Consider the following 21,660-nt stretch of genomic DNA (forward strand, 5'->3'; position numbering starts at 1 on the left):
CACGCCGAGGCGCGGCGACCGCCTTCCTTGAATCGCGCACGCGCGCGGGGGGTGGTTACGCAATGACCTTCACCGGCTTCGACCCCGACGCGCCCCGGTTCTACGCCGAGCTGTCCGAGAACAACACCCGTGAGTGGTGGCAGCAGAACAGGGCACGCTACGCCCAGACGGTGCGCGGCCCCGTCGAGGTGCTCGCTGATGTACTTGGTGCCGAGTTCGGTCCGGTCAAAATCTTCCGGCCGCATCGCGACGTACGCTTCAGCGCCGACAAGCGACCCATCAAAGACCACATCGGTTTCGTCACCACGCCCGCCGACGGCACCGCCCACTACGGCCAGCTGAACGAGCACGGGTTGATGCTCGCCGGCGGCGTCTACCAGCCGAGTCGCGACCAGCTGCGCCGCTTCCGCGCCCTCGTCGACGACAACCGCCTCGTCGGCGACCTCGAGGCCACCCTCGAAGAGCTTGAGGAGAACGGCTTCACGATCATGACCGACGGCGCCCTCGCGACCGCGCCCCGCGGCTACCCGCGCGACCACCCCAAGATCGAGCTGCTGCGCCTAACAAATCTCGCGATTTCCCAGCCGCACCCGATCGACGACTGGATGTTCGGCGACGACGCGCTAGGCCGCATCCTTCAGGCGTGGCGTCTCGTCTCGACGTGGAACGCGTGGCTGCTCGAGAACATCGGCCCCGCGGTCGACCCGGCGACGGCGCGGTAGCGTGCGACGGGCGCGGCGCAGGCCCGACACCACGGCTGCGCGCACGGGCGCCTGCCCGATCAGGATTCCCGCGAACACGAGCCCGATGCCGCCCAGCTGCAGCGCCGTGAGCGTCTCGCCGGCGAGCGCGACACCGAGAAGCACCCCGGTGACGGGGTTCAGCAGTCCGATGAGCCCCACGGCCCCGGCGGGCAGCTTCCGCAGCCCGAGGTTCCAGCCGACGTAGGCGGCGAGCGTCGCCACGAGCGACAGGTAGGCGAACGCCCCCACCTCGCTCGCCGTGACGGGCCGCGGCGCGCCCTCGACGATCAGAGCAACCGGGATGATCGCCACGGCTCCCATGGTCAGCTGCCAGGCGGTCATCGGCAGCAGGGGAGCGCTGCTACTCCAGCGCTTCGTGAAGATGAACCCGACCGACGACATGAGCATGGCGGCGAGCGACGCGAGCACCCCTCCAACGTCGACGGTGCCCGACCCGGTGGCGAGCAGCGCCACCACGCCCGCGAAGCCGAGGCCGGCGCCCACGAGCGAGAACAGTTGCGGCTTTTCGCGAATCACGCCCCACGCGACGAGCATCATCGCAATCGGTGCCATGGCCATGATCATCGACGCGATGGACGACGGCAGCAGCTGGGCGGCGACGTAGATGAGCACGAAGAACGCGCCGATGTTGAGCACGCCGAGCACGAGCGAGCGCCACCACCACACGCCGCGGGGCAGTACGCGCACGATGAGCAGCAGGAGCAGGCCTGCCGGCAGCGCCCGCCAGACGGCGCCCCAGAGCGGCGCGTCGGCGGGCAGCCACGTCGAGGTGACGACGTAGGTTGAGCCCCACGCGACGGGCGCGATCGCGGTGACGAGCATCCAGCGCCAAATATTTTCCATGGAAGAGTTAATATCTTCCAGGGAAGGTAATATTCCCCGCGTGAGCGAACTCTCAGGCGGCCCAGGCGAGCAATCGCACGACGATGTGCGATCCCGTGACCGGGTCGCGAGCATCCAGGCCGAGTGGCGTCGCGAGCGCCCCGAGATCGATCCGAGCCCCCAGGGGCTCATCGGCCGCCTGCATCGCCTCGCCGCTCACCTGACCGTCGAGCTCGAGAGCGTCTACCGCGACTTCGGGCTCTCGACCGGCGAGTTCGACGTCTTGGCCGCGCTCCGCCGCGCCGGCGAGCCGTACGAGCGCACCCCCGGCGAGCTTGCCGAGCGCACCATGATCACGAGCGGCGGCCTCACGAAGCGCTGCGACCGGCTCGAATCGGCTGGGCTCATCGAGCGCCGCGTCGCCGAAACCGACCGCCGCGGCCGCGTCGTGGCGCTGACCCCCGACGGACTCGATCTGATCGATCGGGCCTACGAGGCTCACATGCGTAACGAGCACCGGCTCATTGCCGCACTCACCGCGGATGAACGCGGTGCGATCGAGGGCGGGCTTGCCCACTGGCTGGCGCAGTTCGAGGCGCAGGAGGGTGCTGACCATGGCGTGTAACCGCTTCTCGTAAACCTGGGGCGACCACAAGGCCGCCACCCCTAGACTCTCGGCGTGGATATTCTCGACGTCGGCCGGGTCGTGCTCGGACTCGTTCTGCTCATCGCCGGCGGCGAAGCGCTTGTGCGCGGCGCCTCGACTCTCGCGACACGCCTCGGCATCGCGCCGTTGGTGGTCGGGCTCGTGATCGTCTCGGCGTCGACGAGTGCGCCCGAGTTGGCTGTCACCGTGGGCGCCGTCGCGGCCGGTGACCCCGACCTCGCCGTCGGCAACGTGGTGGGCAGCAACATTGTCAACATCCTGTTCATCCTCGGTCTGGCGGCCCTGATTCTGCCGCTCATCGTCAAGCGCCAGCTGGTGCGCTTCGACATTCCCGTCATGGTGGGCATCACCGTGTTGTTGCTCGTGCTCGCCCTCGATGGCGAAATCACCCAGCTCGACGGCGTGATCCTGTTCGCCGCTGCGGGCGTACACGTTGTGCTCAGCTTCTGGTTTAGCAAGCGCGATCCCGAGCTCGCTGCCGACCTCGATATCCCTGCCACGCCGTCGAAGCTGTCGCCCGCCATGCAGGTCCTGGTGGCGGTTGCGCTCGTGCTCTTCGGCATCGGGCTGCTCGTGCTCGGCGCCGGGTTCTTGGTCGAGGGCGCGTCGAACGTTGCGGCGAGCTTCGGCGTCTCGAGCCTCGTGATCGGCCTGACCGTCGTCGCGGTCGGCACCAGCCTTCCCGAACTAGTGACATCGATCATCGCGGTGCGCCGGGGCGAGCGCGACATCGCGGTGGGCAACATCGTCGGCAGCAACATCTTCAACATTGGCGTTGTGCTGGGTGTCCCTGCGATCTTCTTCCCCGCGGGCATTCCCGTCGCCGCCTCGGCGATCGCGCTTGACCTCCCGCTGGCCCTCGCGGCGGCTGTCGCGCTGCTACCCATCGCGTTCACCGGCTTCGCGATCGCGCGCTGGGAAGGCGGCATGTTCGTCGTACTCTACGTCGCATACACGGTCTACCTGATCCTGAACGCCGTGCAGCACGACGCGCTCAGCGGCTTCACGACCGTCATGGTCTTCTTCGTCCTGCCGCTCGTGGCGGTCACCCTGATCGCGGTGACCGCCTACGAGGTGGGCTACCTGAAGGGCAGGAAGAAGGCAAAAGAGCCCGCTACTTCAGCAGACCCTTCATCTGGGAGTAAATGAGTCCGGCGGCCTTCTTCGGGTTCAGGCGCGACAGGCGCGACATGAACCGGGCATCCGAGCCGATGAAGATCTCGTAGCTGCCCTTCTCGATCGCCTCGATGATCTGGCGACCCGCCTCGACGGGCGGCGTCGTCTTGCGCGGCTTGTCGCCGGCGGAGGCCGCCATCTTCTTCATGTCGTCCTCGGTCATGACGCCCGAGTTGAGGGTGATGTTGGTGCCGATCGCGCCGGGGAACACGCCGGTCACGGTGACGCCGGTCTCCATGAGCTCTGAGTGCAGGGCGCGGCTCAGCTGCGCAACCGCCGCCTTCGTGGCCCCATACACGCTCTGGCCAGGCACGGGCGCGTAGGCGCCCATGCTCGCGACGTTCACGATGGCCGCCTCGGGGCGCGCGATGAGGTGCGGCAGAAAGACCTTGGTGGTGTTCAGCACGCCGTAGAGGTTGACGTTGATGACGCGCTCGATCTGGTCCCAGTCGAGCTCGTTCACGCGCACGAACTTCTGGATGATGCCCGCGATGTTCAACAGGCCGTCGATCTGACGGTGCTCGGCGATGATCGCCGCGGGTAGAGCGGTGACGGCCTCGCGGTCGGCGATGTTGACGACGTGCGTCGTCACGCGGCCGGGCAGGCCCTCCGCCATCGAGGCGGTTTCGGCGAGTCCAGCCTCGCTGAGGTCAAGCGCTGCGACGTGGCCGCCCTTCTTCGCGATGCCGAGCGCGACCTCGCGCCCGATGCCGTTTCCCGCGCCAGTGATGGCGAAAACTTTGCCGTTGATCTGCATGATGCCCCTGACTCCCGAAGCGACGCGGTTTCGCGTCTTCATGTCAGGTTACGCCGCGTTCGACCGATCGGTCAGGGTCGAACGTCCCGAGTGTCGTGAGCGTGTCGGGGGTGGCCCAGTTGGTGCTGCTCACCGCGCTTCGGCGGGGTGTACGTGCAGGTATCGCCTGAGCACAGGGTGGGCTTCTCGCGAGCGAAGCGGCGGGCGAGCTCGCAGCCGAGGCAATAACCGAAGGCCGCCTCGGCGAAGAGCAGCGCGAGGCAGAAGGCGCAGATCGCCTGTGCGATTGCGGGCGCGAGGCCGAGCCAGCCGAGTGCGAAACAGCCGATGAGCGCCATGCCGAACCCGAGCATCCAGGCGAACTGTTTTGAGCGCGCCTCCACCCACTCGGGGCGCTGCGGGCGGGTGAGGAGCGTGCCGATCGCGAGGGTCGGTGTCCACCGGGTTCCCACAAACAGTCGCAGGTACATCTCGAGCGCGAAGGCGATGCCGAAGGCCTGCAGGGGTCGGATGTCGCCCGTGATGACGCTGTACTGCCACGCGGCGAATCCCGCGAGAAACAGGATGCCCGCCGACGCGCGCACGGCGCGCTCGTTCACGACGGGAACATCGATTCCGACGACCCACTGGCCGATGACGGGGCGTTCAGTCGGAGGGGTCGCGGCGGTCATGCCCCGAGCATACCCTAGGGGGTATTACGACGCGCGACGACGCCGGACGGCGCGCACCCCGTCGATCAGCGCGGCGATCGACGCAACCACCGTCGCGACGAGAAGGTACCCCTGCGACACGACCTGCATGATCGCGAGCTCTTCGGTCACGCCGGTGGTCGTTCCGAGGGCACTGAGCCCGGTGAGGGCCGCGAGCGCGCCGGCGAGCGCCAGGGTGACCCACCACGGACCCCGCACGCTGCGGATCGCCCCGAAGACGAGCAGGAAGAAGCCGATCGCGGCCACGAAGAAGAATGGAATCGCAAGCCCGTCGAGTGCGCCCGACGATCCCAACTCGGGCGCGACCAGCAGCGCGAACTCAACGGCCGAGAACGCCGTGACTCCGGCGGCGAACGCGATCGCACCGACGCGCCCCATTCGCCCGAGCCGCGGCCACGCGACGAGCCCCACCACTGCGAGCAGGCGCAACGCCCAGCCCTGAACGACGAACCAGTCGAGGTTCTCGATGACGAGTGCCGCCGCGAGCGTGAGAAGCACGATGACGATCGCGAGCGCGAGAACGGCGAGGACGCGACGGGACGGTGCGGGAACCGGGAGGGCGCCGGGAGAGCGGACGGGTGCTGGCATGCCGCGAGCCTAGGCCACCGGTCATTGCCAGGTACCGGTGCAACGCTTGCGCCATGGCCGTCATGCCGATGTTCCCGCTCGGGTCGGTGCTTTTCCCGTACATGCCGACCGCCCTGCGCATTTTCGAGGAGCGTTACATCGTCATGCTCTCCGAGATCCTCGGCGACGAGCCCGCCGAATTCGGCATCGTGCTCATTGAGCGCGGCAGCGAGGTGGGCGGCGGCGAGCAGCGTTTCCCGATCGGAACCGTCGCCCGCATTACTCAGGTGCAAACGAGCGAGGGTTTCATCGGCCTCGTCGCGCAGGGCGACCGGCGCATCGAGGTCACCGAGTGGCGTCCCGACGACCCGTACCCGCTTGCCGACGTGCGCGAGGTGCTGGGTTTCGATGTTGACGATGAAGTCTTGCCGCTCATGGCCGAGGTCGACTCGGTGGTGCGTGCCACGATCGCCCAGGCGAGCGAGTTCATGGAGGTGCCGTGGCCGGCCGATATCCAGCTCGATGACGATCCCCGTGCATCCATTTGGCAGTTGGCGGCGATCGCACCGCTCGGCCCGCTCGACCAGCAGAAGCTGCTGCGCAGCGAAACGGCCGAGCAGCTGTTGACGGCCACCCGTGAGCTCACGCTGGAGGCCGCCGAGATGCTGACCCTGACCGGCGACTGGGACGACGACATGGATACGCTCGACCCGTGACACCCGCCTTCGCCTTTCCGATTCCGACCGACCCGGCGACCGCCGCCTGGGCGGCGCCCGTCTTCGCACTCATGGCGCTGACGACGGTCGCGGTGCTCGTCTGGCAGGCGGTGCGCTACTTCCGCGACGATCGCGCGGGGCGCGACGAGCGCGACGAATTCGATGGCCCGGATGCACGGGGCGGCTCCGACGACGCGTCGTAACGCCCCCGACACACCGGCTTGCTACGCTGGGCCGCACAACTTCACACCAGGCCGTCACAGCGTGCGGAAGAGTTCTCGGCCCCGCCGAGACACCGAAGGAGCAAGCCTCCCCGCCAATCTCTCAGGTTCCCGTACCGCGCGCCGCAGGCCACTCTGAAAAGCAGGGCGAGCATCCCTATCGATGCCCGACTCTCGCCCACGGTGAAAGCGCGACCGGCTCCGCCCGGCCCGTGAAGCTCTCAGGCTCCATGACAGAGGGGGAGTTCCGATAGCCCCGCACCGTCGCGCCCAAAGGAACTCCATGACCGAGTCCGTCACACCTCCACCGCAGCATTCACCCCTGCACGCTGAGCACGATGCGCTCGGGGCATCGTTCACCGACTTCGGCGGTTGGCTCATGCCGGTGCGTTACAGCTCCGACCTTGCCGAGCACCACGCGGTGCGCACGGCTGCCGGCCTGTTCGACATCTCGCACATGGCTGAGATCGCCGTCAGCGGTGCCGACGCCGGCGCCTACCTCGACGAGGCGCTCGCCGGTCGGCTCTCGACCCTGCCGCTGATGAAGGCGAAGTATTCGTTGCTGCTGGCCGACAACGGCGGCATCATCGACGACCTGATCGTGTATCGCACGGGCGAGGTCGAGTGGCTCGTCGTCGCGAACGCCGGCAATCGTGCCCCCGTCGTCGAGGCGCTGCACGCCCGCCGCGGCGTGCACGAGGTCGAACTCGTCGACCTCACCGAGCAGACGGCGCTCATCGCCCTGCAGGGTCCGGCCGCCCAGCGCATCCTCGAACGCGTCGAGGGGCTTGAGACGACCGACGAGCTGTCGAACGAAACCACCCTCGACACCCTGCGCTACTACGCCGCCATGGGCATGGCGTGGCGAGGGGGATCGGTCCTCGTCGCCCGCACCGGCTACACGGGCGAGGACGGCTTCGAGCTGTACGTCGACGTCGAGCACGCCGCCGAGCTGTGGCGCGCGATCCTCGCCGAGGGCGAGTCCGACGGCCTCGTGCCCTGCGGCCTCGCCGCGCGCGACACGCTGCGCCTCGAGGCGGGCATGCCCCTCTACGGTCACGAGATCGGCCCCGAGACCCTGCCGGTGCAGGCCGGGCTCGGCCGCGTCGTCGTCACCGACAAGCCGCACTTCGTCGGCAAGGCCGCCATCGAACAGGGCCCCGCGGCTGATGCTCCCGTGCTCGTCGGAATGCTCGGCGAGGGCCGCCGCGCCGCCCGCGCCGACTACCTCGTGTTCGACGGCGACCGTGCGGTCGGCGTCGTCACCAGCGGGGCGCTGTCGCCGACGCTGGGCGTCCCGATCGCGATGGCCCACGTGCATCCCGATGTTTCCGCGCACGGAACGGCGCTCGCCGTCGACGTGCGCGGCACCCGCATTCCGTTCACTGTCGTTCCCCTTCCCTTCTACCAGCGAGAGGCGTAAGCCATGAGTGTTCCGAGCGACCTGCAGTACACGGCCGAGCACGAGTGGGTGCGCGTCGAGGGTGATGTCGTCACCGTCGGCATCACCCAGTACGCGGCCGACGCCCTCGGCGACGTCGTCTACGTCGACCTGCCTGCCGTGGGTGCAGCCCTCACCCCGGGCGCCGTCGTGGGCGAAGTTGAATCGACCAAGTCGGTCGGCGAGCTCTTCGCCCCCGTGTCGGGCGAGGTCGTCGAGGCCAACCAGGCCGTCGTTGACGCCCCCGAGACCATCAACGCCGACCCCTACGGCGACGGCTGGCTCGTCAAGGTGCGGGTCGCAGAAACCCCGGCGCTGATGACCGCCGACGAGTACCGCGCCCTCATCGGCGAGTAGGAGCCCACACACCCATGTCCCGCGACTTCTCCGAGCGCCACATCGGCCTCGACGCCGACGCCCAGCGCCTCATGCTTGACGCGCTCGGCTACGACACCATCGAGGCGATGATGGATGCGGCGGTCCCCTCCGCGATCCGCCAGACCGCCGCTTTGCGCACGCTTCCGGCGCCCGCCACCGAGGCCGAGGTGATGGCCGAGCTGCGCGCCATCGCGTCGCACAACACCGTGCGCACGAGCCTCATCGGCCAGGGCTACTACGGCACGATCACGCCCGCCGTGATTCAGCGCACCGTGCTCGAGAACCCCAGCTGGTACACGGCCTACACGCCCTACCAGCCTGAGATCTCGCAGGGGCGCCTCGAGGCGCTGCTGAACTTCCAGACAATGGTCGCCGACCTCACGGGCCTCGGCACCGCGAACGCGTCGATGCTCGACGAGGCGACCGCGGTCGTCGAAGGCATGCTGCTCGCCCGCCGCGCGTCGAAGAGCGCCTCGAACGTGTTCCTCGTCGACAGTGACCTGTTCGCGCAGACCCGCGCCGTTCTCGACGGCCGCGCCGAGGCACTCGGCCTCGACCTCGTTTACCTGCCACTCGCCGACACCGACCCGGCCACCCTGCCCGACGCGTTCGGCGTGTTCGTGCAGTACCCGGCCGCCTCCGGTCGCATTTGGGACCCGTCGGCCGTCATCGCCCGCGTGCGTGACGCCGGCGGTCTCGCCGTCGTCGCCGCCGACCTGCTCGCCCTCACGCTCATCACCTCGCCCGGCGAGCTCGGCGCCGACGTCGCCGTGGGCACCACCCAGCGCTTCGGCGTGCCCATGGGTTTCGGTGGCCCGCACGCCGGCTACCTCGCGGTGCGCTCCGGCCTTGAGCGGCAGATGCCGGGCCGCCTCGTCGGCGTCTCGAAGGATGCCGACGGCCGCCCCGCCTACCGCCTCACCCTGCAGACGCGCGAGCAGCACATCCGCCGCGACAAGGCCACGAGCAACATCTGCACCGCGCAGGTGCTGCTCGCCGTCATGGCCTCGATGTACGGCGTCTACCACGGGCCCGACGGGCTGCGCCGCATCGCCGAGCGGGTGCACCGGCAGGCCGCCGCGCTCGCGGGGCAGCTGCGCAACGCGGGGCTCACCGTGCGGCACGATGCGTTCTTCGACACGCTCGAGGTTGGGGCTCCCGGACGGGCCGCCGACATCGTGGCCGCGGCCGCTGAGAAAGACCTGCTCGTCTGGCAGGTTGACGCCGACACCGTTCGTCTCAGCGTCGACGAGGTGACGTCGGCCTCCGCGAACTCCGGGAGCGCCGCCGACATCGGGCCCGCGCTCAAGGCTGTGTTCGGGCTGACCTCCGACTGGGCCATCGCGCCCGACGGGGCAATCCCCGAGAACCTGCGCCGGGCATCCGAATTCATGACGCACCCGGTCTTCCACACCCACCGCAGCGAGACGTCGATGATGCGCTATCTCAAGCGCCTCGCCGACCGCGACTACGCGCTCGACCGCGGCATGATCCCGCTCGGCTCGTGCACCATGAAGCTGAACGCGGCGACCGAGATGGCGGCCGTCAGTTGGCCCGAGTTCAGCGCGCTCCACCCCTTCGCGCCGCTCGACGACGTGCAGGGCTCGCTCGTCATGATCGGGCATCTCGAGACCTGGCTCGCCGAGCTCACCGGCTACGACGCGGTCTCGCTGCAGCCGAACGCCGGCAGCCAGGGTGAGCTCGCGGGGCTGCTCGCGATTCGTGGGTACCACCGATCGCGCGGCGACGACCATCGCACCGTCTGCCTGATTCCGTCGAGCGCGCACGGCACGAACGCCGCCAGTGCGGTGCTTGCCGGGATGCGCGTCGTCGTCGTCGCCACGACGGAGACCGGCGACGTCGATCTCGACGACCTGCGCGCGAAGATTGCCGCGCACCGCGACGAGCTCGCGGCGCTGATGATCACCTACCCGTCGACGCACGGCGTGTACGAGCACGACGTGATGGAGGTCACCGCGGTGGTGCACGAGGCCGGCGGCCAGGTGTACATCGACGGCGCGAACTTGAACGCGCTCCTCGGCTACGCCCGCTACGGCGACATCGGCGGCGACGTCAGCCACTTGAACCTGCACAAGACCTTCTGCATCCCGCACGGCGGCGGAGGGCCGGGCGTCGGGCCGGTGGCGGCGAAGGCGCACCTGGCCGAATTCCTGCCGGGTCATCCGCTCGCGCAGATGCACCAGCATCCGCCATTCGACCTCGAGACCGGCGCGGTCGGGTCGGGTGAGCATCGCGGAGCCCCCGTCTCGGCCGCCCCCTACGGTTCGGCGAGCATCCTGCCGATCTCGTGGGCGTACGCGCGCCTCATGGGCGCCGACGGGCTGCGCGAGGCGACCGCAAACGCGGTGCTCGCCGCCAACTACGTGGCGCTGCGCCTGCGCGAGCACTACCCGGTGCTCTACGCGGGCGAGAACGGGCTGGTGGCGCACGAGTGCATCCTCGATCTGCGGCCGCTGCGCGAGCGGACCGGGGTGACCGTCGACGACGTGGCGAAGCGCCTCATCGATTACGGCTTCCACGCGCCGACCATGTCGTTCCCCGTCGCGGGCACGCTCATGGTCGAGCCCACCGAGTCGGAAGACCTGGCCGAACTCGAACGCTTCGTGCAAGCGATGATCGCGATCCGGCACGAGGCTGATGCCGTCGCGCGCGGCGAGTGGCCGGCTGACGACAACCCGCTCGTGGGCGCGCCGCACACGGCCGAGAGCGCCATCGCGGGGGAGTGGGCGCACCCCTACAGTCGCGAGATCGCCGTCTACCCGGCATCGCTGGCCGAGGGTGCCGACGCCGCAGTGAGCTCGGGCGGCTTCGGGGCGACCCGGGCCGACAAGTACTGGCCGCCGGTGCGTCGCGTCGACCAGGCATACGGCGACCGCAACCTGGTGTGCGCCTGTCCTCCGATCGAGGCGTTCGCGTAGGAGGAGGAGCGCCTACGAGGCGGCGTCGTCGCGAACCGCGCCGGCGTCGCCTGGCGCGTCGAGCATCCGCAATTGCTCCTGGATGCGCGCCGCGCTCTGAAACTTCACGCCGACGAGAGCGACGTGCTTCCAGCGCAGCACACCATCGGTGTCGACGAGGAAGATCGAGCGGCGCACGCCGATGCCGAACATGCTGGCGCCGTACTGTTCGACGACGTCGCCCTTCTCGTCGGCGAGCAGCGGGAATGTGAGCCCCTGGCGCAGAGCGAACGACTCGTGACTTGCGGTGTCTTGCCGGCTGATGCCCCACACCTGGGCTCCGAGCGATTCGAACCCCGCGAGCTCAGACTGGTACGAGCAGAGCTGCGCGGTGCAGCCGGGCGAGTTGTCGGCGGGGTAGAAGGCGAGCACGACGGGCGCGCCGCGCATGTCGCGTAGCGAGAAGTGGCGCTGCTCCGCGCGCCCGTCAGCAACCATCACCCCGGGCAGGGTGAAGTCGGGGGCCTGCTGGCCGATTTCGAGTGCGGGCATACGTCGAGGGTTACCCAGGCACCCCGAAGAGCGCTGGGAACGCGGCGGCCGCCCAGGGGTATCCCACAAAAATCACAGCATCGAGCACCGTGTGCGCGATGACGAGGGGCAACAGTCGCCCGAAGCGCTGGTACAGCCAGCCGAAGACGATGCCCATCAGGAAGTTGCCGACGAACGCTCCGACACCTTGATAGAGGTGGTACGCCCCGCGCAACAGCGAGCTCGTGAAGATGATCGCCCACGGCCCCCAGCCGAGTTCCCGCAGCCGTGCGAAGAGGTAGCCGACCGCGATGACCTCTTCCAGCACGCCGGCCCGCACGGCAGCCAAGAGCAGAACGGGTACCGTCCACCAGTATGCGCCGAGGTCGGTGGGCACCACGGTGACGGTGAGTCCGAGTTCGCGACCGCCCAGGTAGACGAACAGCCCAGGAATGCCGACGAGTGCGGCCAGCCCGATGCCGTCCACGGTGTCGCGCCACGGCCGCGTGCCGTCGATACCGAGCCGTCCGAGGCGAGGCCTCTGCGGTTGCCACAGCAAGAACACCACGAGCGCGACCGGCACGAGCGCCGCCGCGATGCCCAACAGCTGGTACACCAGATCGAATACCTCGCGCTGATCGCGCGACACATTGATGGAGGCCGTCTGCTGGTTGAGCGGAACATCGCGCGTCGCCCGGTTGATGATGTTGACGATGGCGTAAAGGGCACTCATCCCCAGCGAGAGGCCCAGCACGATGAGTATTTCCGCGCGGATCCGTCCGGGGCTCGACGGAAGCGGCGGCGCGGTCATGAACCCATTGTGCGGGACCCCAATCTTGGAGGCGCTGTGGGGGTGCTCATGTGAGCATCCCCACAACGGCTTGTGCCCGGCACCAGCACCCTGTCTGCACTGCGAAGCGCGCTTCGGCGCACGAGTCGGGGCTGTACGCACGATTCATGCATAGCGGGTCGATTCTGCGCACGGAATCGCCGTTTTCCCCAGGCGTGACTCAATCGCGTTACCGGTGTGTAACGAATGGGCCTAGGGTTTGGCCTTGGTGTGCCCCCCTCTTTAGGGTCATATCCAATAGGCGTGAGGGTGCGCTCGGAACGTGCCCTTGCGATCCACTTGCACAGGAGGAAAATTGCGTATCAGCAGATTCGGGGCCCTGACGGCCACCGTGGCGGCCAGTGCCCTCGTTCTCTCGGCCTGCTCGGCTCCCGCCGATCAGCCGTCGGAAGTAGTTGAGGGTAGCTCTGTCAACGTCGCGTGGAACCAGGCGTTCTACACCTACAACAGCAACACGTCGTACGGTAACGCGACGGCGAACGCCAACATCGTCTACATGACGTCGAGCGCGTTCAACTACTACAACAACGTGCCGGAGCTTGTGAAGGACGAGTCCTTTGGCACGTACGAACTGGTTACTGAGGATCCCCAGACCGTGCAGTACACCATCAACGAGGGTGTCCAGTGGTCCGACGGAGTGCCCGTCGACGAGGCCGACATGCTTCTCGCCTGGGTCGCAAACTCGGGTGTGCTGAACACCCCAGAATTCGACCCCAACGAGTTCACGAACCCCGAAACAGGCGAGTTCACCGAGGACTACCCGACTGACGTCGTGTACTTCGACGGTGCCATCGGGGCCGGGCTTGAGAATGTCACCGAGACCCCCGAGATCGGCGACCGCGAGATCACTCTTGTGTATGACACGCCCTTCGTCGACTGGGAGCTCGCCTTCGGCGTTGGCCTACCGGCTCACGTCGTCGCACAGCGCGCGCTCGGTATCGAGGACGCGCAGGAGGCGAAGGACGCGCTTGTTGAGGCTGTCCAGACGAACGACGCCGAGGCGCTCGCCGCTCTGTCAAATGTGTGGAACACCGACTGGAACTTCACTGAGCTGCCGACTGGAGACGACGCGAACCTCCTCGTTGTCAACGGCCCCTACCAAATCTCCAACTTCGTAGCCGACCAGTTCATCACGCTCACGGCGAATCCGAACTACGTGGGTGACAACGCTCCCCAGATCGAGGAGATCACGGTCCGCTTCATCGCCGACCCGCTGGCAGCGGTGCAGGCCCTCCAGAACGGTGACGTGGATGTCATTCAGCCCCAGGCGACCGCTGACGTCCTCACTGCCCTCGAGAGTATCGACGGCATCACCGTGAACACTGGCGTCGGAGGGACCTACGAGCACCTCGACCTGCAGTTCGACCAGTCGAAGAGCGGGCACTTCAACGATCCGCTTGTTCGCGAGGCGTTCCTGAAGACGATTCCGCGTCAGCAGATCGTAGACACGCTGATCGTTCCGCTGAACCCCGACGCAGAGGTGCGTAATTCGCAACTCTTTGTTCCCGGTGCCGAGGGCTACGACGATTCCGTCGCCTCGAACGGAATGGCCGAGCGCTTCGGCGATGTCGACATCGAGGGCGCCGCAGCCCTTCTGGCCGAAGCCGGCGTCGAGAACCCCGAAGTCTGCATTCTCTACGCATCGAACAACCCGCGTCGTGTGAACCAGTTCGCACTCATCCAGCAGTCAGCCAACCAGGCGGGCTTCAATGTGACCGACTGTGGTTCGGAGACGTGGGGCGGCCTGCTCGGTACGCCAGGAGCGTATGACGCCTCGCTGTTCGGCTGGCAGTCGACGAGCCTCGGCGTTACCAACGCTTCGGCCAACTTCCGCACGGGCGGCATCAACAACCTCAACTTCTACAGCAACGAAGAGGTTGACGCGCTGCTTACCGAGCTCGACACGGCCCTTGACCCCGCTCGTCAGATTGAGATTCAGATCGAGCTCGACGGGCTGCTCATGGCAGACAACTACGGTCTGACCATCTTCCAGTTCCCCGAGGTCACTGCGTTCAGCGATCGCGTCACGGGCGTCAACCCCGGACCGCTGTCGCCGACCATCTTCTGGAACATCTGGGACTGGACGCCGACCGAGGCGGCCAGCGAGTAGTCGAGGCCTGAGCCTCAGCACTCGACTGACCCCGCGTCAGTAACCAACCGTGGGAGGGCGGGAGCCGCGATCCGGCTCCCGCCCTCCTCGGCGGTCGACGCTCATCTGACTTCGAAGGCGACCCCACCTCCCATGGCAACGTTTGTTATCCGACGGCTGATTGCGTCGGTGTTCGTCCTGCTTGCAGCGACGTTCTTGATGTACAACCTTGTGGCGTTTTCCGGCGACCCGCTGGAGGACCTGCAGACCGGCAATGCTCCCAACAAGGAGCAGCTCATTGAGGCGCGGACCCGCCTCCTCAACCTCGATGTGCCGCCTCCGCTCCGCTACTTCATCTGGTTTGGCGCCCTTCTTCGCGGTGATTTTGGCGTCAGTGTCGACGGGCGAAACGTCAACGCGATGCTTGAGCAGGCGCTCGGGCAAACCCTTCAGCTCGTCACCATCGCTACGGTGGTCGCCATCGTCCTGGGCCTTCTTGTCGGCATCACGACCGCGCTCCGGCAGTACTCGGGGTACGACTACACCGTCACTTTCATCTCTTTCCTCTTCTTTTCGTTGCCGATCTTCTGGGTAGCGGTGCTCCTCAAGGAGTTCGTCGCAATCGGATTCAACGACTTTCTCCAGAACGATCCGCAACTACCGCCTGTCGTCATCACCGGGTTTGCAGCAGTTTCCGGCGCGCTTTGGGCGTCAATCATCCCTGGAGACGTGAAACGCAAGGCGATCACCTTCGTCATCGCCGCAGCTGCTGCGGTGGGTGTGCTTTCGATCATGAACGTCACAGACTGGTTCACATACCCATCACTCACCATTGGCGGTGTTGCTGTCGTCGCCGTCGGCGCGGCAGTGGGCGCGACGGCAATCATCACAGGACTCCACAACCGACGGGCCGTCATCGCTGCTGGTGTTGTCGCGGCTCTCGCGATCGCGCTGTACTACCCGTTTCAGGGCTACTTCTCGTTTTTCGTGACGGAGTGGTGGATGCTGTTCGCTCTGGCACTTGTCACTGTCGCTGTATCCGCGGCGATTGGATGGTTCGTCGGCGGAGATGATCGCTCGCAGATCATGAAGGTGACTGGCATCACGGGCTTTCTTTCTGCCGGTGCGATCGCACTCGACCGCTTCATGTTGGTGTGGGACGACTACGCCCAGTCGGGTCGTATTCGCGGACGCCCGATTTCGACAATTGGTGCGTCGACGCCGGGCCTCGAAGGGTCCCTATGGGTGCAGGGCATCGACATCTACACGCACCTGCTGTTGCCCACGCTTGCGCTCATTCTCATTTCGTTCGCTACCTACACCCGCTATTCGCGAGCGAGTCTTCTCGAAGTCTTGAATCAGGACTACATTCGCACGGCCCGTGCGAAGGGTCTCCCGGGCCGCACCGTTGTTGTGCGGCACGCTTTCCGTAACGCGCTTATTCCCATCGCAACGATTGTGGCGTTCGACATCGGAGGGATCGTTGGCGGTGCCGTGATCACAGAACGTGTCTTCGCGTGGACGGGGATGGGGCAACTTTTCCAGAACGGTCTGGAACGAACAGATCCCAACCCGGTCATGGCTTTCTTCGTCGTGGTCGGCGGCCTCGCGATCCTCTTCAACCTGATCGCCGATCTTGTGTACGGCGCTCTCGACCCCCGAATTCGGGTGAATTGATATGTCGACGACTCCTGTGAACGAGCCCGGCCACGCAGAGCCCGGGGTAACTGACACCCAGAGCAATCTTGAACTGAAGGAGGTCGAGGGCCTCAGCCAAGGTCAAATTGTCCGAAGGCGGTTCTTCCGCCACCGCGGTGCTGTGATTTCCATGATCACTTTGACCGGGATTATCCTGCTTGCCTTCTCGTCTGTCGGTCTCGACTTCTCCTTAGGCGGGCTTCAGATCAAGACGCCGGGTTGGTGGCAATGGACGTGGACCGATATTGAGGCTCCTACCGCTGGTGGCCGTCCCACGTTGAGCGTCGTGCCGCAAGCTCTGGGCGGCGACGGCATCCGATTTGGTGACCATCCATTCGGACAAGACGAGGTCGGCCGTGACATCTTCGCAGTGGTCATGCGAGGAACGCAGCAGTCGATCGTCATCATGTTTGTAGTGGGGGCAATCGCGGTCGCGATCGGCACAGTAATCGGGGCGCTAGCCGGCTTCTATCGAGGGTGGCGTGACTCTGTGCTCATGCGCTTCACCGACGTAATCATCACGATTCCCGTGATTGTCGTTGGAGCTGTAGTGGGACAGGCTGTCGGCAACCAGGGTGCATTCGCCCTTGCCATCGTGCTCGGCCTATTCACCTGGACCGGGCTCGCAAGGCTTGTTCGCGCCGAAGTGCTTAGCCTGCGAGAACGTGAGTTTGTCGATGCCGCACGCGTCGCGGGGGCGAGCGATCGACGAATCGTCTTCAAGCACATCCTGCCCAACGCCATCGGTGTCATCATTGTGAACGCGACACTTCTCATGGCGGCTGCGATCTTGCTTGAAACGGCGCTCAGCTTCCTCGGCTTCGGCGTGCAATCGCCAGACACGTCACTCGGGAAGATCATCAGCGACAATCAAGCAGCCTTCGGAACCCGTCCATGGCTGTTCTGGTGGCCAGGCGTCTTCATCATCGCAATCGCCCTGTGCATCAACTTCATTGGTGATGGTCTCCGTGATGCCTTTGACCCACGCCAAAAGCGACTTCCGAGTGCCCGCGCACTAGCGCGCGCCGAAGCTCGACGCCGCGCTGAATTGGGACGTTGATGCCTGTCCTACAGCATTGTCGCGATTGTCGCGCCGGCCACGAGCCCCGTGAGTATCGCGCTGGTCGCGCCGTGCCACCGATAGGTCACATGCCCGTCGCCATGATCGAGAGATTCAGTGTCGCGCATTCGCTCCCAGTGGCGCCGAATATACTCGGCGGCCTGCCCGCTTTCGCTCGCGAGTGTGTCTCCGGGTCTCACACTTCCGGCCACGCGCGCCGACTCGCTCACTCGCAGATCGTCAGGGCCGACGCGAAACACCGTGAACCGGCCCGAAGCTGGAGCCGCCCACGCTTCGATGCGTCGACCGGGCGTGAAGAGCGTCAACGCAAAGCGAGTGTCGATACGCTCGATTGCCGCCCACGGAACCTCCCACGTTCGCAGAGGGTTTCTGATGCGGACGCCGTTCTTGTGAACGTCGACACTTGGGGACCAGTACATCGCGACGACAAGGCCAGCGACTACGGCGTACCACCACGAGTAGCGGAAGAATCCTTCGATGTTCCCGGTCAGCAGGTAGCCGCCGGCTGCGCTCACCATGATCAGCACGACTACAACACTCAGGATGCGGCCGAACGAAGGTCGGAAGCGTACGGGCTCGATCGTCATGGCTCAAGCTTTCCAGACGCGGGCCTGCAGATTCCCTTCGACCAGAACCTCTCCCGCCGACACTCCACTAAGGAAGAATCGTGAGCACCACCAGCCCCGCCGTTGATCAGAGAGAAGCTGTGCTCGAGGTTCGTGAGCTCGGCGTGGACTTCTGGGTCGACGGGCAGTACTACCCGGCAGCCACTGGCATGACCTACTCCGTCAAGAGGGGCGAAGTGTTGGCTATCGTGGGGGAATCCGGCTCGGGAAAAAGTTCGAGCTCGATGGCGCTACTCGGTCTGTTGCCCCCTACCGCGCGGGTCACGGGCTCGATTCAATTGCTGGGTCGCGAGTTGAACGGTTTGCGCGAGCGAGACTTGCGAAAGGTGCGGGGCAACCAGATAGCCGTCATCTTCCAGGAGCCTATGACTGCCCTGAACCCGGTGTATACGGTTGGTTTCCAACTGGTCGAAACGCTTCGTACCCATTTCGACATGACGCCAGCCGCGGCGAAGGAGCGGGCGATTGAGCTGCTCACCAAGGTCGAAATGCCTGAGCCGGCGACAGCGTTCAATAAATACCCGCACCAGCTTTCTGGCGGTCAGAGGCAGCGCGCAATGATTGCGCAAGCAATCTCATGTGATCCGGTCCTGCTGATTGCCGACGAACCGACCACTGCACTCGACGTCACAGTGCAAGCCGAGATACTCGAGCTTCTCCGTAATCTCCGATCGCGGCTTGATTCGGCGATCCTCTTGATCACGCACGACATGGGTGTGGTTGCGGACCTCGCCGACTCGATGATGGTCATGAAGGATGGGAAAGTCGTTGAGCAGGGTACTGCTCTGCAGGTTTTCACGGCGCCCCAGGACCCCTACACGCACTCACTTCTCTCATCGGTACCGCATCTGGGGCAGGGCGACACCGAAGCAGGCTCTGCCGTCATCGACCGCGCGGGAGAGGCGCCGGTTCTGTCGTTTGTCGACGTCGCGATCGAGTACCCGAAGCGGGGTCGAGTCCCTGCGTTCCGCGCCGCCGACGCCATTAACCTTGAGGTGTACCCGGGCGAGATCGTTGGCTTGGTCGGGGAATCAGGCTCCGGCAAAACGACCCTTGGACGCGCTGCTGTGGGTCTCCTGCCGATCGCCGAAGGTACGCTTATCTCGGCAGGCATTGACATCTCGACGGCAAACGCAAAGCAATTGCGTCCGCTGCGCCGAAAGGCCGGCATCGTCTTCCAAGACCCGGGGTCGAGCCTCAACCCGCGCATGCCGATCGGTGAGTCAATTGGTGAACCGCTCTTGCTAGCTGGCGAGGCGAGCGGGAAGCAGCTTGATAAGCGCGTACAAGACTTGCTGACCTCGGTAGAGCTTCCGACCAGCTACCGAAATCGCTACCCACACGAGCTGTCGGGCGGTCAGCGTCAGCGCGTCGGCATCGCCCGCGCTCTCGCTCTCGCTCCCGAGCTGCTGGTCGCCGACGAGCCAACGAGCGCGCTTGACGTCTCGGTTCAGGCCCGATTCCTCGACCTCTTGCAGGACCTGCAGCAGAAATTGCAGTTCGCCTGTCTGTTCATCAGCCACGACCTCGCGGTCGTCGATATGCTCGCGCACCGCATTGCGGTCATGCACCGGGGTAAGCTGGTCGAGCAGGGCCCGCGCGATCAGATTCTGCGCAACCCGCAAGACCCATACACTCAGCGCCTCATCGCCGCCGTGCCGCTTCCCGACCCGGTAGCGCAGCGCGAGCGTCGTGAGAGCCGCCAAGCCACCAAGGACTAATTTTTATGGCGCTCGCCACCCGCTCCGACCTGCGTAACGTGGCGATTGTTGCCCACGTTGACCACGGCAAGACCACCCTGGTCGACGCCATGCTTCGCCAAACCGACTCGTTCGCTGCGCACGCGCACGTCGAAGAGCGCGCGATGGACTCGAATGACCTCGAGCGCGAAAAGGGCATCACGATCCTCGCCAAGAACACGGCGGTCACCTACACCGGCAAGCATTCGGGTGGGCAAGAAATCACGATCAACGTGATCGACACGCCGGGCCACGCCGACTTCGGCGGTGAGGTCGAGCGCGGCCTCAGCATGGTCGATGGCGTCGTCCTGCTGGTTGATGCCAGCGAAGGACCCCTACCGCAGACCCGCTTCGTGCTGCGCAAGGCGCTTGCGGCGAAGCTTCCGGTCATCCTGCTCGTCAACAAGACCGACCGACCGGATGCGCGCATCGAGGCTGTCGAGGAGGAAACGCACGACCTGCTCCTCGGCCTCGCGAGCGACCTGCAAGACGAGGTGCCCGACCTCGACGTCGACGCGATCCTCGACCTGCCGGTCATCTACGCCTCCGGCCGCGCCGGCGCGGCGAGCCGCACCCGCCCCGCCGACGGCTCGCTGCCCGACAACGACGACCTCGAGCCGCTGTTCGAGGCGATCCTCGAGCACATTCCGGCGCCGACCTACGACGACGAGCATCCGCTGCAGGCGCACGTGACGAACCTCGACGCGTCGCCGTTCCTCGGTCGTATCGCGCTCTTGCGCATCTTCAACGGCACGCTGAAGAAGGGCCAGCAGGTCGCGTGGGTGCGCCACGACGGCAGCCACCAGAACATGCGCATCACCGAGCTGCTGAAGACGAAGGCGCTCGACCGCTTCCCGGCCGAGTCGGCCATGGCGGGAGACATCGTCGCGATCGCCGGAATCGAAGACATCACCATCGGCGAGACGATCGCCGACCCCGACGATGTGCGTCCGCTTCCGGCCATCACGGTCGACGAGCCCGCCATCTCGATGACGATCGGCACGAACACGAGCCCGCTCGTCGGCAAGGTGAAGGGTCACAAGCTCACCGCACGCATGGTGAAGGACCGCCTCGACCGCGAACTGATCGGTAACGTCTCGATACGCGTCGTCGACATCGGTCGCCCCGACGCGTGGGAGGTTCAGGGCCGCGGTGAGCTCGCCCTCGCGATCCTCGTCGAGAACATGCGCCGTGAGGGCTTCGAGCTCACGGTCGGCAAGCCCCAGGTCGTGACGAAGACGATCGACGGCAAGCTGCACGAGCCGTTCGAGGCGCTCACGATCGACGCGCCGGAGGAGTACCTCGGCGCGATCACTCAGCTGCTCGCCGCCCGCCGCGGCCGCATGGAGGGCATGACGAACCACGGCACCGGCTGGGTGCGTATGGAGTTCCTTGTGCCGAGCCGTGGCCTCATCGGCTTCCGCACCGAGTTCCTCACCACGACCCGCGGCACCGGCATCGCAAACGCCATCGCCCACGGCTACGAGCCGTGGGCCGGGTCCATCGTGGCCCGCAACAACGGCTCGATCGTGGCCGACCGCCAGGGCGTCGTGACGACGAACGCCATGATGGCGCTGCAGGAGCGCATGACGTTCTTCGTCAAGCCGACCGAAGAGGTCTACGAGGGCATGGTCGTCGGCGAGAACTCGCGCGCCGACGACATGGACGTCAACATCACCAAAGAGAAGAAGCTCAACAACATTCGCTCGTCGACGGCGGAAGAACTGGAGCGACTCACGCCTCCCCGCCAGCTCACTCTCGAGGAATGCCTAGAGTTCGCGTGCGAAGATGAGTGTGTCGAGGTCACGCCTGAGATCGTGCGCATTCGCAAGGTCGAGCTCGACCAGACGCTGCGCGCTCGTGCGACCAGCCGTCTGAAGCGCCAGAACGCCTAAGTCCCGCCCGAAGG

Annotated in this window: 20 protein-coding genes and 2 riboswitches; of the genes, 13 read left to right on the forward strand and 7 right to left on the reverse strand. The window is 66.1% G+C overall.

Annotated elements, in window-relative coordinates; all coding sequences use genetic code 11:
- Positions 1-62: 62 nt before the first annotated feature.
- Positions 63-722, forward strand: a complete 660-nt coding sequence (locus EV140_RS04425; protein ID WP_130281467.1) for a DUF2461 domain-containing protein — start codon at positions 63-65, stop codon at positions 720-722.
- Here the strand turns inward: EV140_RS04425 and EV140_RS04430 are convergent.
- Positions 624-1,607: an EamA family transporter gene (locus EV140_RS04430; RefSeq protein WP_130281469.1), complete on the reverse strand. Its 984-nt coding sequence runs from the start codon at positions 1,605-1,607 to the stop codon at positions 624-626. The two genes, EV140_RS04425 and EV140_RS04430, sit on opposite strands and share 99 nt — an antisense overlap.
- 40 nt (positions 1,608-1,647) lie before the next feature.
- Here EV140_RS04430 and EV140_RS04435 point away from each other — a divergent pair, with 40 nt between their 5' ends.
- A complete protein-coding gene (locus EV140_RS04435; protein WP_241971289.1) occupies positions 1,648-2,211 on the forward strand; it encodes a MarR family winged helix-turn-helix transcriptional regulator in 564 nt (187 codons plus the stop codon).
- Positions 2,212-2,265: 54 nt separating this feature from the next.
- Positions 2,266-3,402 (forward strand): calcium/sodium antiporter, encoded by a 1,137-nt coding sequence (locus EV140_RS04440; protein ID WP_130281473.1) that lies wholly within the window; start codon positions 2,266-2,268, stop codon positions 3,400-3,402.
- Here the strand turns inward: EV140_RS04440 and EV140_RS04445 are convergent.
- From EV140_RS04445 to EV140_RS04455, 3 genes are read right to left on the reverse strand one after another with little or no spacing between them, the layout of a single operon-like run.
- Positions 3,368-4,228, reverse strand: a complete 861-nt coding sequence (locus EV140_RS04445) for an SDR family NAD(P)-dependent oxidoreductase (RefSeq protein WP_241971290.1) — start codon at positions 4,226-4,228, stop codon at positions 3,368-3,370. The genes EV140_RS04440 and EV140_RS04445 overlap by 35 nt on opposite strands.
- Before the next feature lie 29 nt (positions 4,229-4,257).
- Positions 4,258-4,857: a DUF4395 domain-containing protein gene (locus tag EV140_RS04450; protein ID WP_130281475.1), complete on the reverse strand. Its 600-nt coding sequence runs from the start codon at positions 4,855-4,857 to the stop codon at positions 4,258-4,260.
- A gap of 24 nt (positions 4,858-4,881) precedes the next feature.
- Entirely contained in the window at positions 4,882-5,484 is a 603-nt protein-coding gene (locus tag EV140_RS04455) for a hypothetical protein (RefSeq protein ID WP_130281477.1), read from the reverse strand.
- 53 nt (positions 5,485-5,537) lie between these two features.
- Here EV140_RS04455 and EV140_RS04460 point away from each other — a divergent pair, with 53 nt between their 5' ends.
- From EV140_RS04460 to gcvP, 5 genes are all read left to right on the forward strand, one after another.
- A complete protein-coding gene (locus EV140_RS04460; protein ID WP_241971291.1) occupies positions 5,538-6,179 on the forward strand; it encodes an LON peptidase substrate-binding domain-containing protein in 642 nt (213 codons plus the stop codon).
- Positions 6,176-6,382 (forward strand): hypothetical protein, encoded by a 207-nt coding sequence (locus EV140_RS04465; RefSeq protein WP_130281479.1) that lies wholly within the window; start codon positions 6,176-6,178, stop codon positions 6,380-6,382. The genes EV140_RS04460 and EV140_RS04465 overlap by 4 nt, the downstream gene beginning before the upstream one ends.
- A 54-nt stretch (positions 6,383-6,436) precedes the next feature.
- Positions 6,437-6,529: riboswitch (glycine riboswitch) on the forward strand.
- Position 6,530: 1 nt separating this feature from the next.
- Positions 6,531-6,644: riboswitch (glycine riboswitch) on the forward strand.
- A 39-nt stretch (positions 6,645-6,683) separates the two neighbouring features.
- The gene (gene gcvT / locus EV140_RS04470) at positions 6,684-7,823 is read left to right on the forward strand and encodes a glycine cleavage system aminomethyltransferase GcvT (protein ID WP_130281481.1); all 1,140 of its coding nucleotides are present in this window, start codon (positions 6,684-6,686) and stop codon (positions 7,821-7,823) included.
- A gap of 3 nt (positions 7,824-7,826) precedes the next feature.
- The gene (gene gcvH, locus EV140_RS04475) at positions 7,827-8,198 is read left to right on the forward strand and encodes a glycine cleavage system protein GcvH (protein ID WP_130281483.1); all 372 of its coding nucleotides are present in this window, start codon (positions 7,827-7,829) and stop codon (positions 8,196-8,198) included.
- A 14-nt stretch (positions 8,199-8,212) separates the two neighbouring features.
- Positions 8,213-11,158 carry an aminomethyl-transferring glycine dehydrogenase gene (gcvP, locus tag EV140_RS04480; protein WP_130281485.1) on the forward strand — a complete coding sequence of 982 codons (2,946 nt, stop codon included), beginning with the start codon at positions 8,213-8,215 and terminating at the stop codon, positions 11,156-11,158.
- 12 nt (positions 11,159-11,170) lie between these two features.
- Here gcvP and EV140_RS04485 read toward each other — a convergent pair whose 3' ends face one another.
- A complete protein-coding gene (locus tag EV140_RS04485; RefSeq protein WP_130281487.1) occupies positions 11,171-11,689 on the reverse strand; it encodes a peroxiredoxin in 519 nt (172 codons plus the stop codon).
- Between the two features lie 10 nt (positions 11,690-11,699).
- Positions 11,700-12,479, reverse strand: coding sequence for a CPBP family intramembrane glutamic endopeptidase (locus tag EV140_RS04490; RefSeq protein ID WP_130281489.1), 780 nt, complete (start codon positions 12,477-12,479; stop codon positions 11,700-11,702).
- 334 nt (positions 12,480-12,813) lie between these two features.
- Here EV140_RS04490 and EV140_RS04495 point away from each other — a divergent pair, with 334 nt between their 5' ends.
- From EV140_RS04495 to EV140_RS04505, 3 genes are all read left to right on the forward strand, one after another.
- Entirely contained in the window at positions 12,814-14,628 is a 1,815-nt protein-coding gene (locus EV140_RS04495) for an ABC transporter family substrate-binding protein (RefSeq protein WP_130281491.1), read from the forward strand.
- 132 nt (positions 14,629-14,760) lie between these two features.
- Positions 14,761-16,284 (forward strand): ABC transporter permease, encoded by a 1,524-nt coding sequence (locus EV140_RS04500; RefSeq protein WP_130281493.1) that lies wholly within the window; start codon positions 14,761-14,763, stop codon positions 16,282-16,284.
- A 1-nt stretch (position 16,285) separates the two neighbouring features.
- Entirely contained in the window at positions 16,286-17,365 is a 1,080-nt protein-coding gene (locus EV140_RS04505) for an ABC transporter permease (protein WP_130281495.1), read from the forward strand.
- An 8-nt stretch (positions 17,366-17,373) separates the two neighbouring features.
- Here EV140_RS04505 and EV140_RS04510 read toward each other — a convergent pair whose 3' ends face one another.
- Positions 17,374-17,973, reverse strand: a complete 600-nt coding sequence (locus tag EV140_RS04510) for a PH domain-containing protein (protein ID WP_130281497.1) — start codon at positions 17,971-17,973, stop codon at positions 17,374-17,376.
- An 80-nt stretch (positions 17,974-18,053) separates the two neighbouring features.
- Here EV140_RS04510 and EV140_RS04515 point away from each other — a divergent pair, with 80 nt between their 5' ends.
- Both EV140_RS04515 and typA read left to right on the forward strand, forming a co-directional pair.
- Positions 18,054-19,733, forward strand: a complete 1,680-nt coding sequence (locus EV140_RS04515; RefSeq protein WP_241971292.1) for a dipeptide ABC transporter ATP-binding protein — start codon at positions 18,054-18,056, stop codon at positions 19,731-19,733.
- Positions 19,734-19,738: 5 nt separating this feature from the next.
- A complete protein-coding gene (gene typA / locus EV140_RS04520) occupies positions 19,739-21,646 on the forward strand; it encodes a translational GTPase TypA (protein ID WP_130281499.1) in 1,908 nt (635 codons plus the stop codon).
- Positions 21,647-21,660 lie beyond the last annotated feature (14 nt).

Source organism: Microcella alkaliphila (assembly GCF_004216855.1).
GTDB lineage: Bacteria > Actinomycetota > Actinomycetes > Actinomycetales > Microbacteriaceae > Microcella > Microcella alkaliphila.

Excerpts from the sequence above, each read along its gene's own strand:
- EV140_RS04445 (WP_241971290.1), bottom strand. The coding sequence starts at position 4,228 with ATGAAGACGCGAAACCGCGTCGCTTCGGGAGTCAGGGGCATCATGCAG.
- EV140_RS04430 (WP_130281469.1), bottom strand. The coding sequence starts at position 1,607 with ATGGAAAATATTTGGCGCTGGATGCTCGTCACCGCGATCGCGCCCGTC.
- EV140_RS04450 (WP_130281475.1), bottom strand. The coding sequence starts at position 4,857 with ATGACCGCCGCGACCCCTCCGACTGAACGCCCCGTCATCGGCCAGTGG.
- EV140_RS04505 (WP_130281495.1), top strand. The coding sequence starts at position 16,286 with ATGTCGACGACTCCTGTGAACGAGCCCGGCCACGCAGAGCCCGGGGTA.
- gcvP (WP_130281485.1), top strand. The coding sequence starts at position 8,213 with ATGTCCCGCGACTTCTCCGAGCGCCACATCGGCCTCGACGCCGACGCC.
- EV140_RS04500 (WP_130281493.1), top strand. The coding sequence starts at position 14,761 with ATGGCAACGTTTGTTATCCGACGGCTGATTGCGTCGGTGTTCGTCCTG.
- EV140_RS04455 (WP_130281477.1), bottom strand. The coding sequence starts at position 5,484 with ATGCCAGCACCCGTCCGCTCTCCCGGCGCCCTCCCGGTTCCCGCACCG.
- EV140_RS04485 (WP_130281487.1), bottom strand. The coding sequence starts at position 11,689 with ATGCCCGCACTCGAAATCGGCCAGCAGGCCCCCGACTTCACCCTGCCC.
- EV140_RS04510 (WP_130281497.1), bottom strand. The coding sequence starts at position 17,973 with ATGACGATCGAGCCCGTACGCTTCCGACCTTCGTTCGGCCGCATCCTG.
- gcvT (WP_130281481.1), top strand. The coding sequence starts at position 6,684 with ATGACCGAGTCCGTCACACCTCCACCGCAGCATTCACCCCTGCACGCT.
- gcvH (WP_130281483.1), top strand. The coding sequence starts at position 7,827 with ATGAGTGTTCCGAGCGACCTGCAGTACACGGCCGAGCACGAGTGGGTG.
- EV140_RS04425 (WP_130281467.1), top strand. The coding sequence starts at position 63 with ATGACCTTCACCGGCTTCGACCCCGACGCGCCCCGGTTCTACGCCGAG.
- EV140_RS04490 (WP_130281489.1), bottom strand. The coding sequence starts at position 12,479 with ATGACCGCGCCGCCGCTTCCGTCGAGCCCCGGACGGATCCGCGCGGAA.
- typA (WP_130281499.1), top strand. The coding sequence starts at position 19,739 with ATGGCGCTCGCCACCCGCTCCGACCTGCGTAACGTGGCGATTGTTGCC.
- EV140_RS04460 (WP_241971291.1), top strand. The coding sequence starts at position 5,538 with ATGGCCGTCATGCCGATGTTCCCGCTCGGGTCGGTGCTTTTCCCGTAC.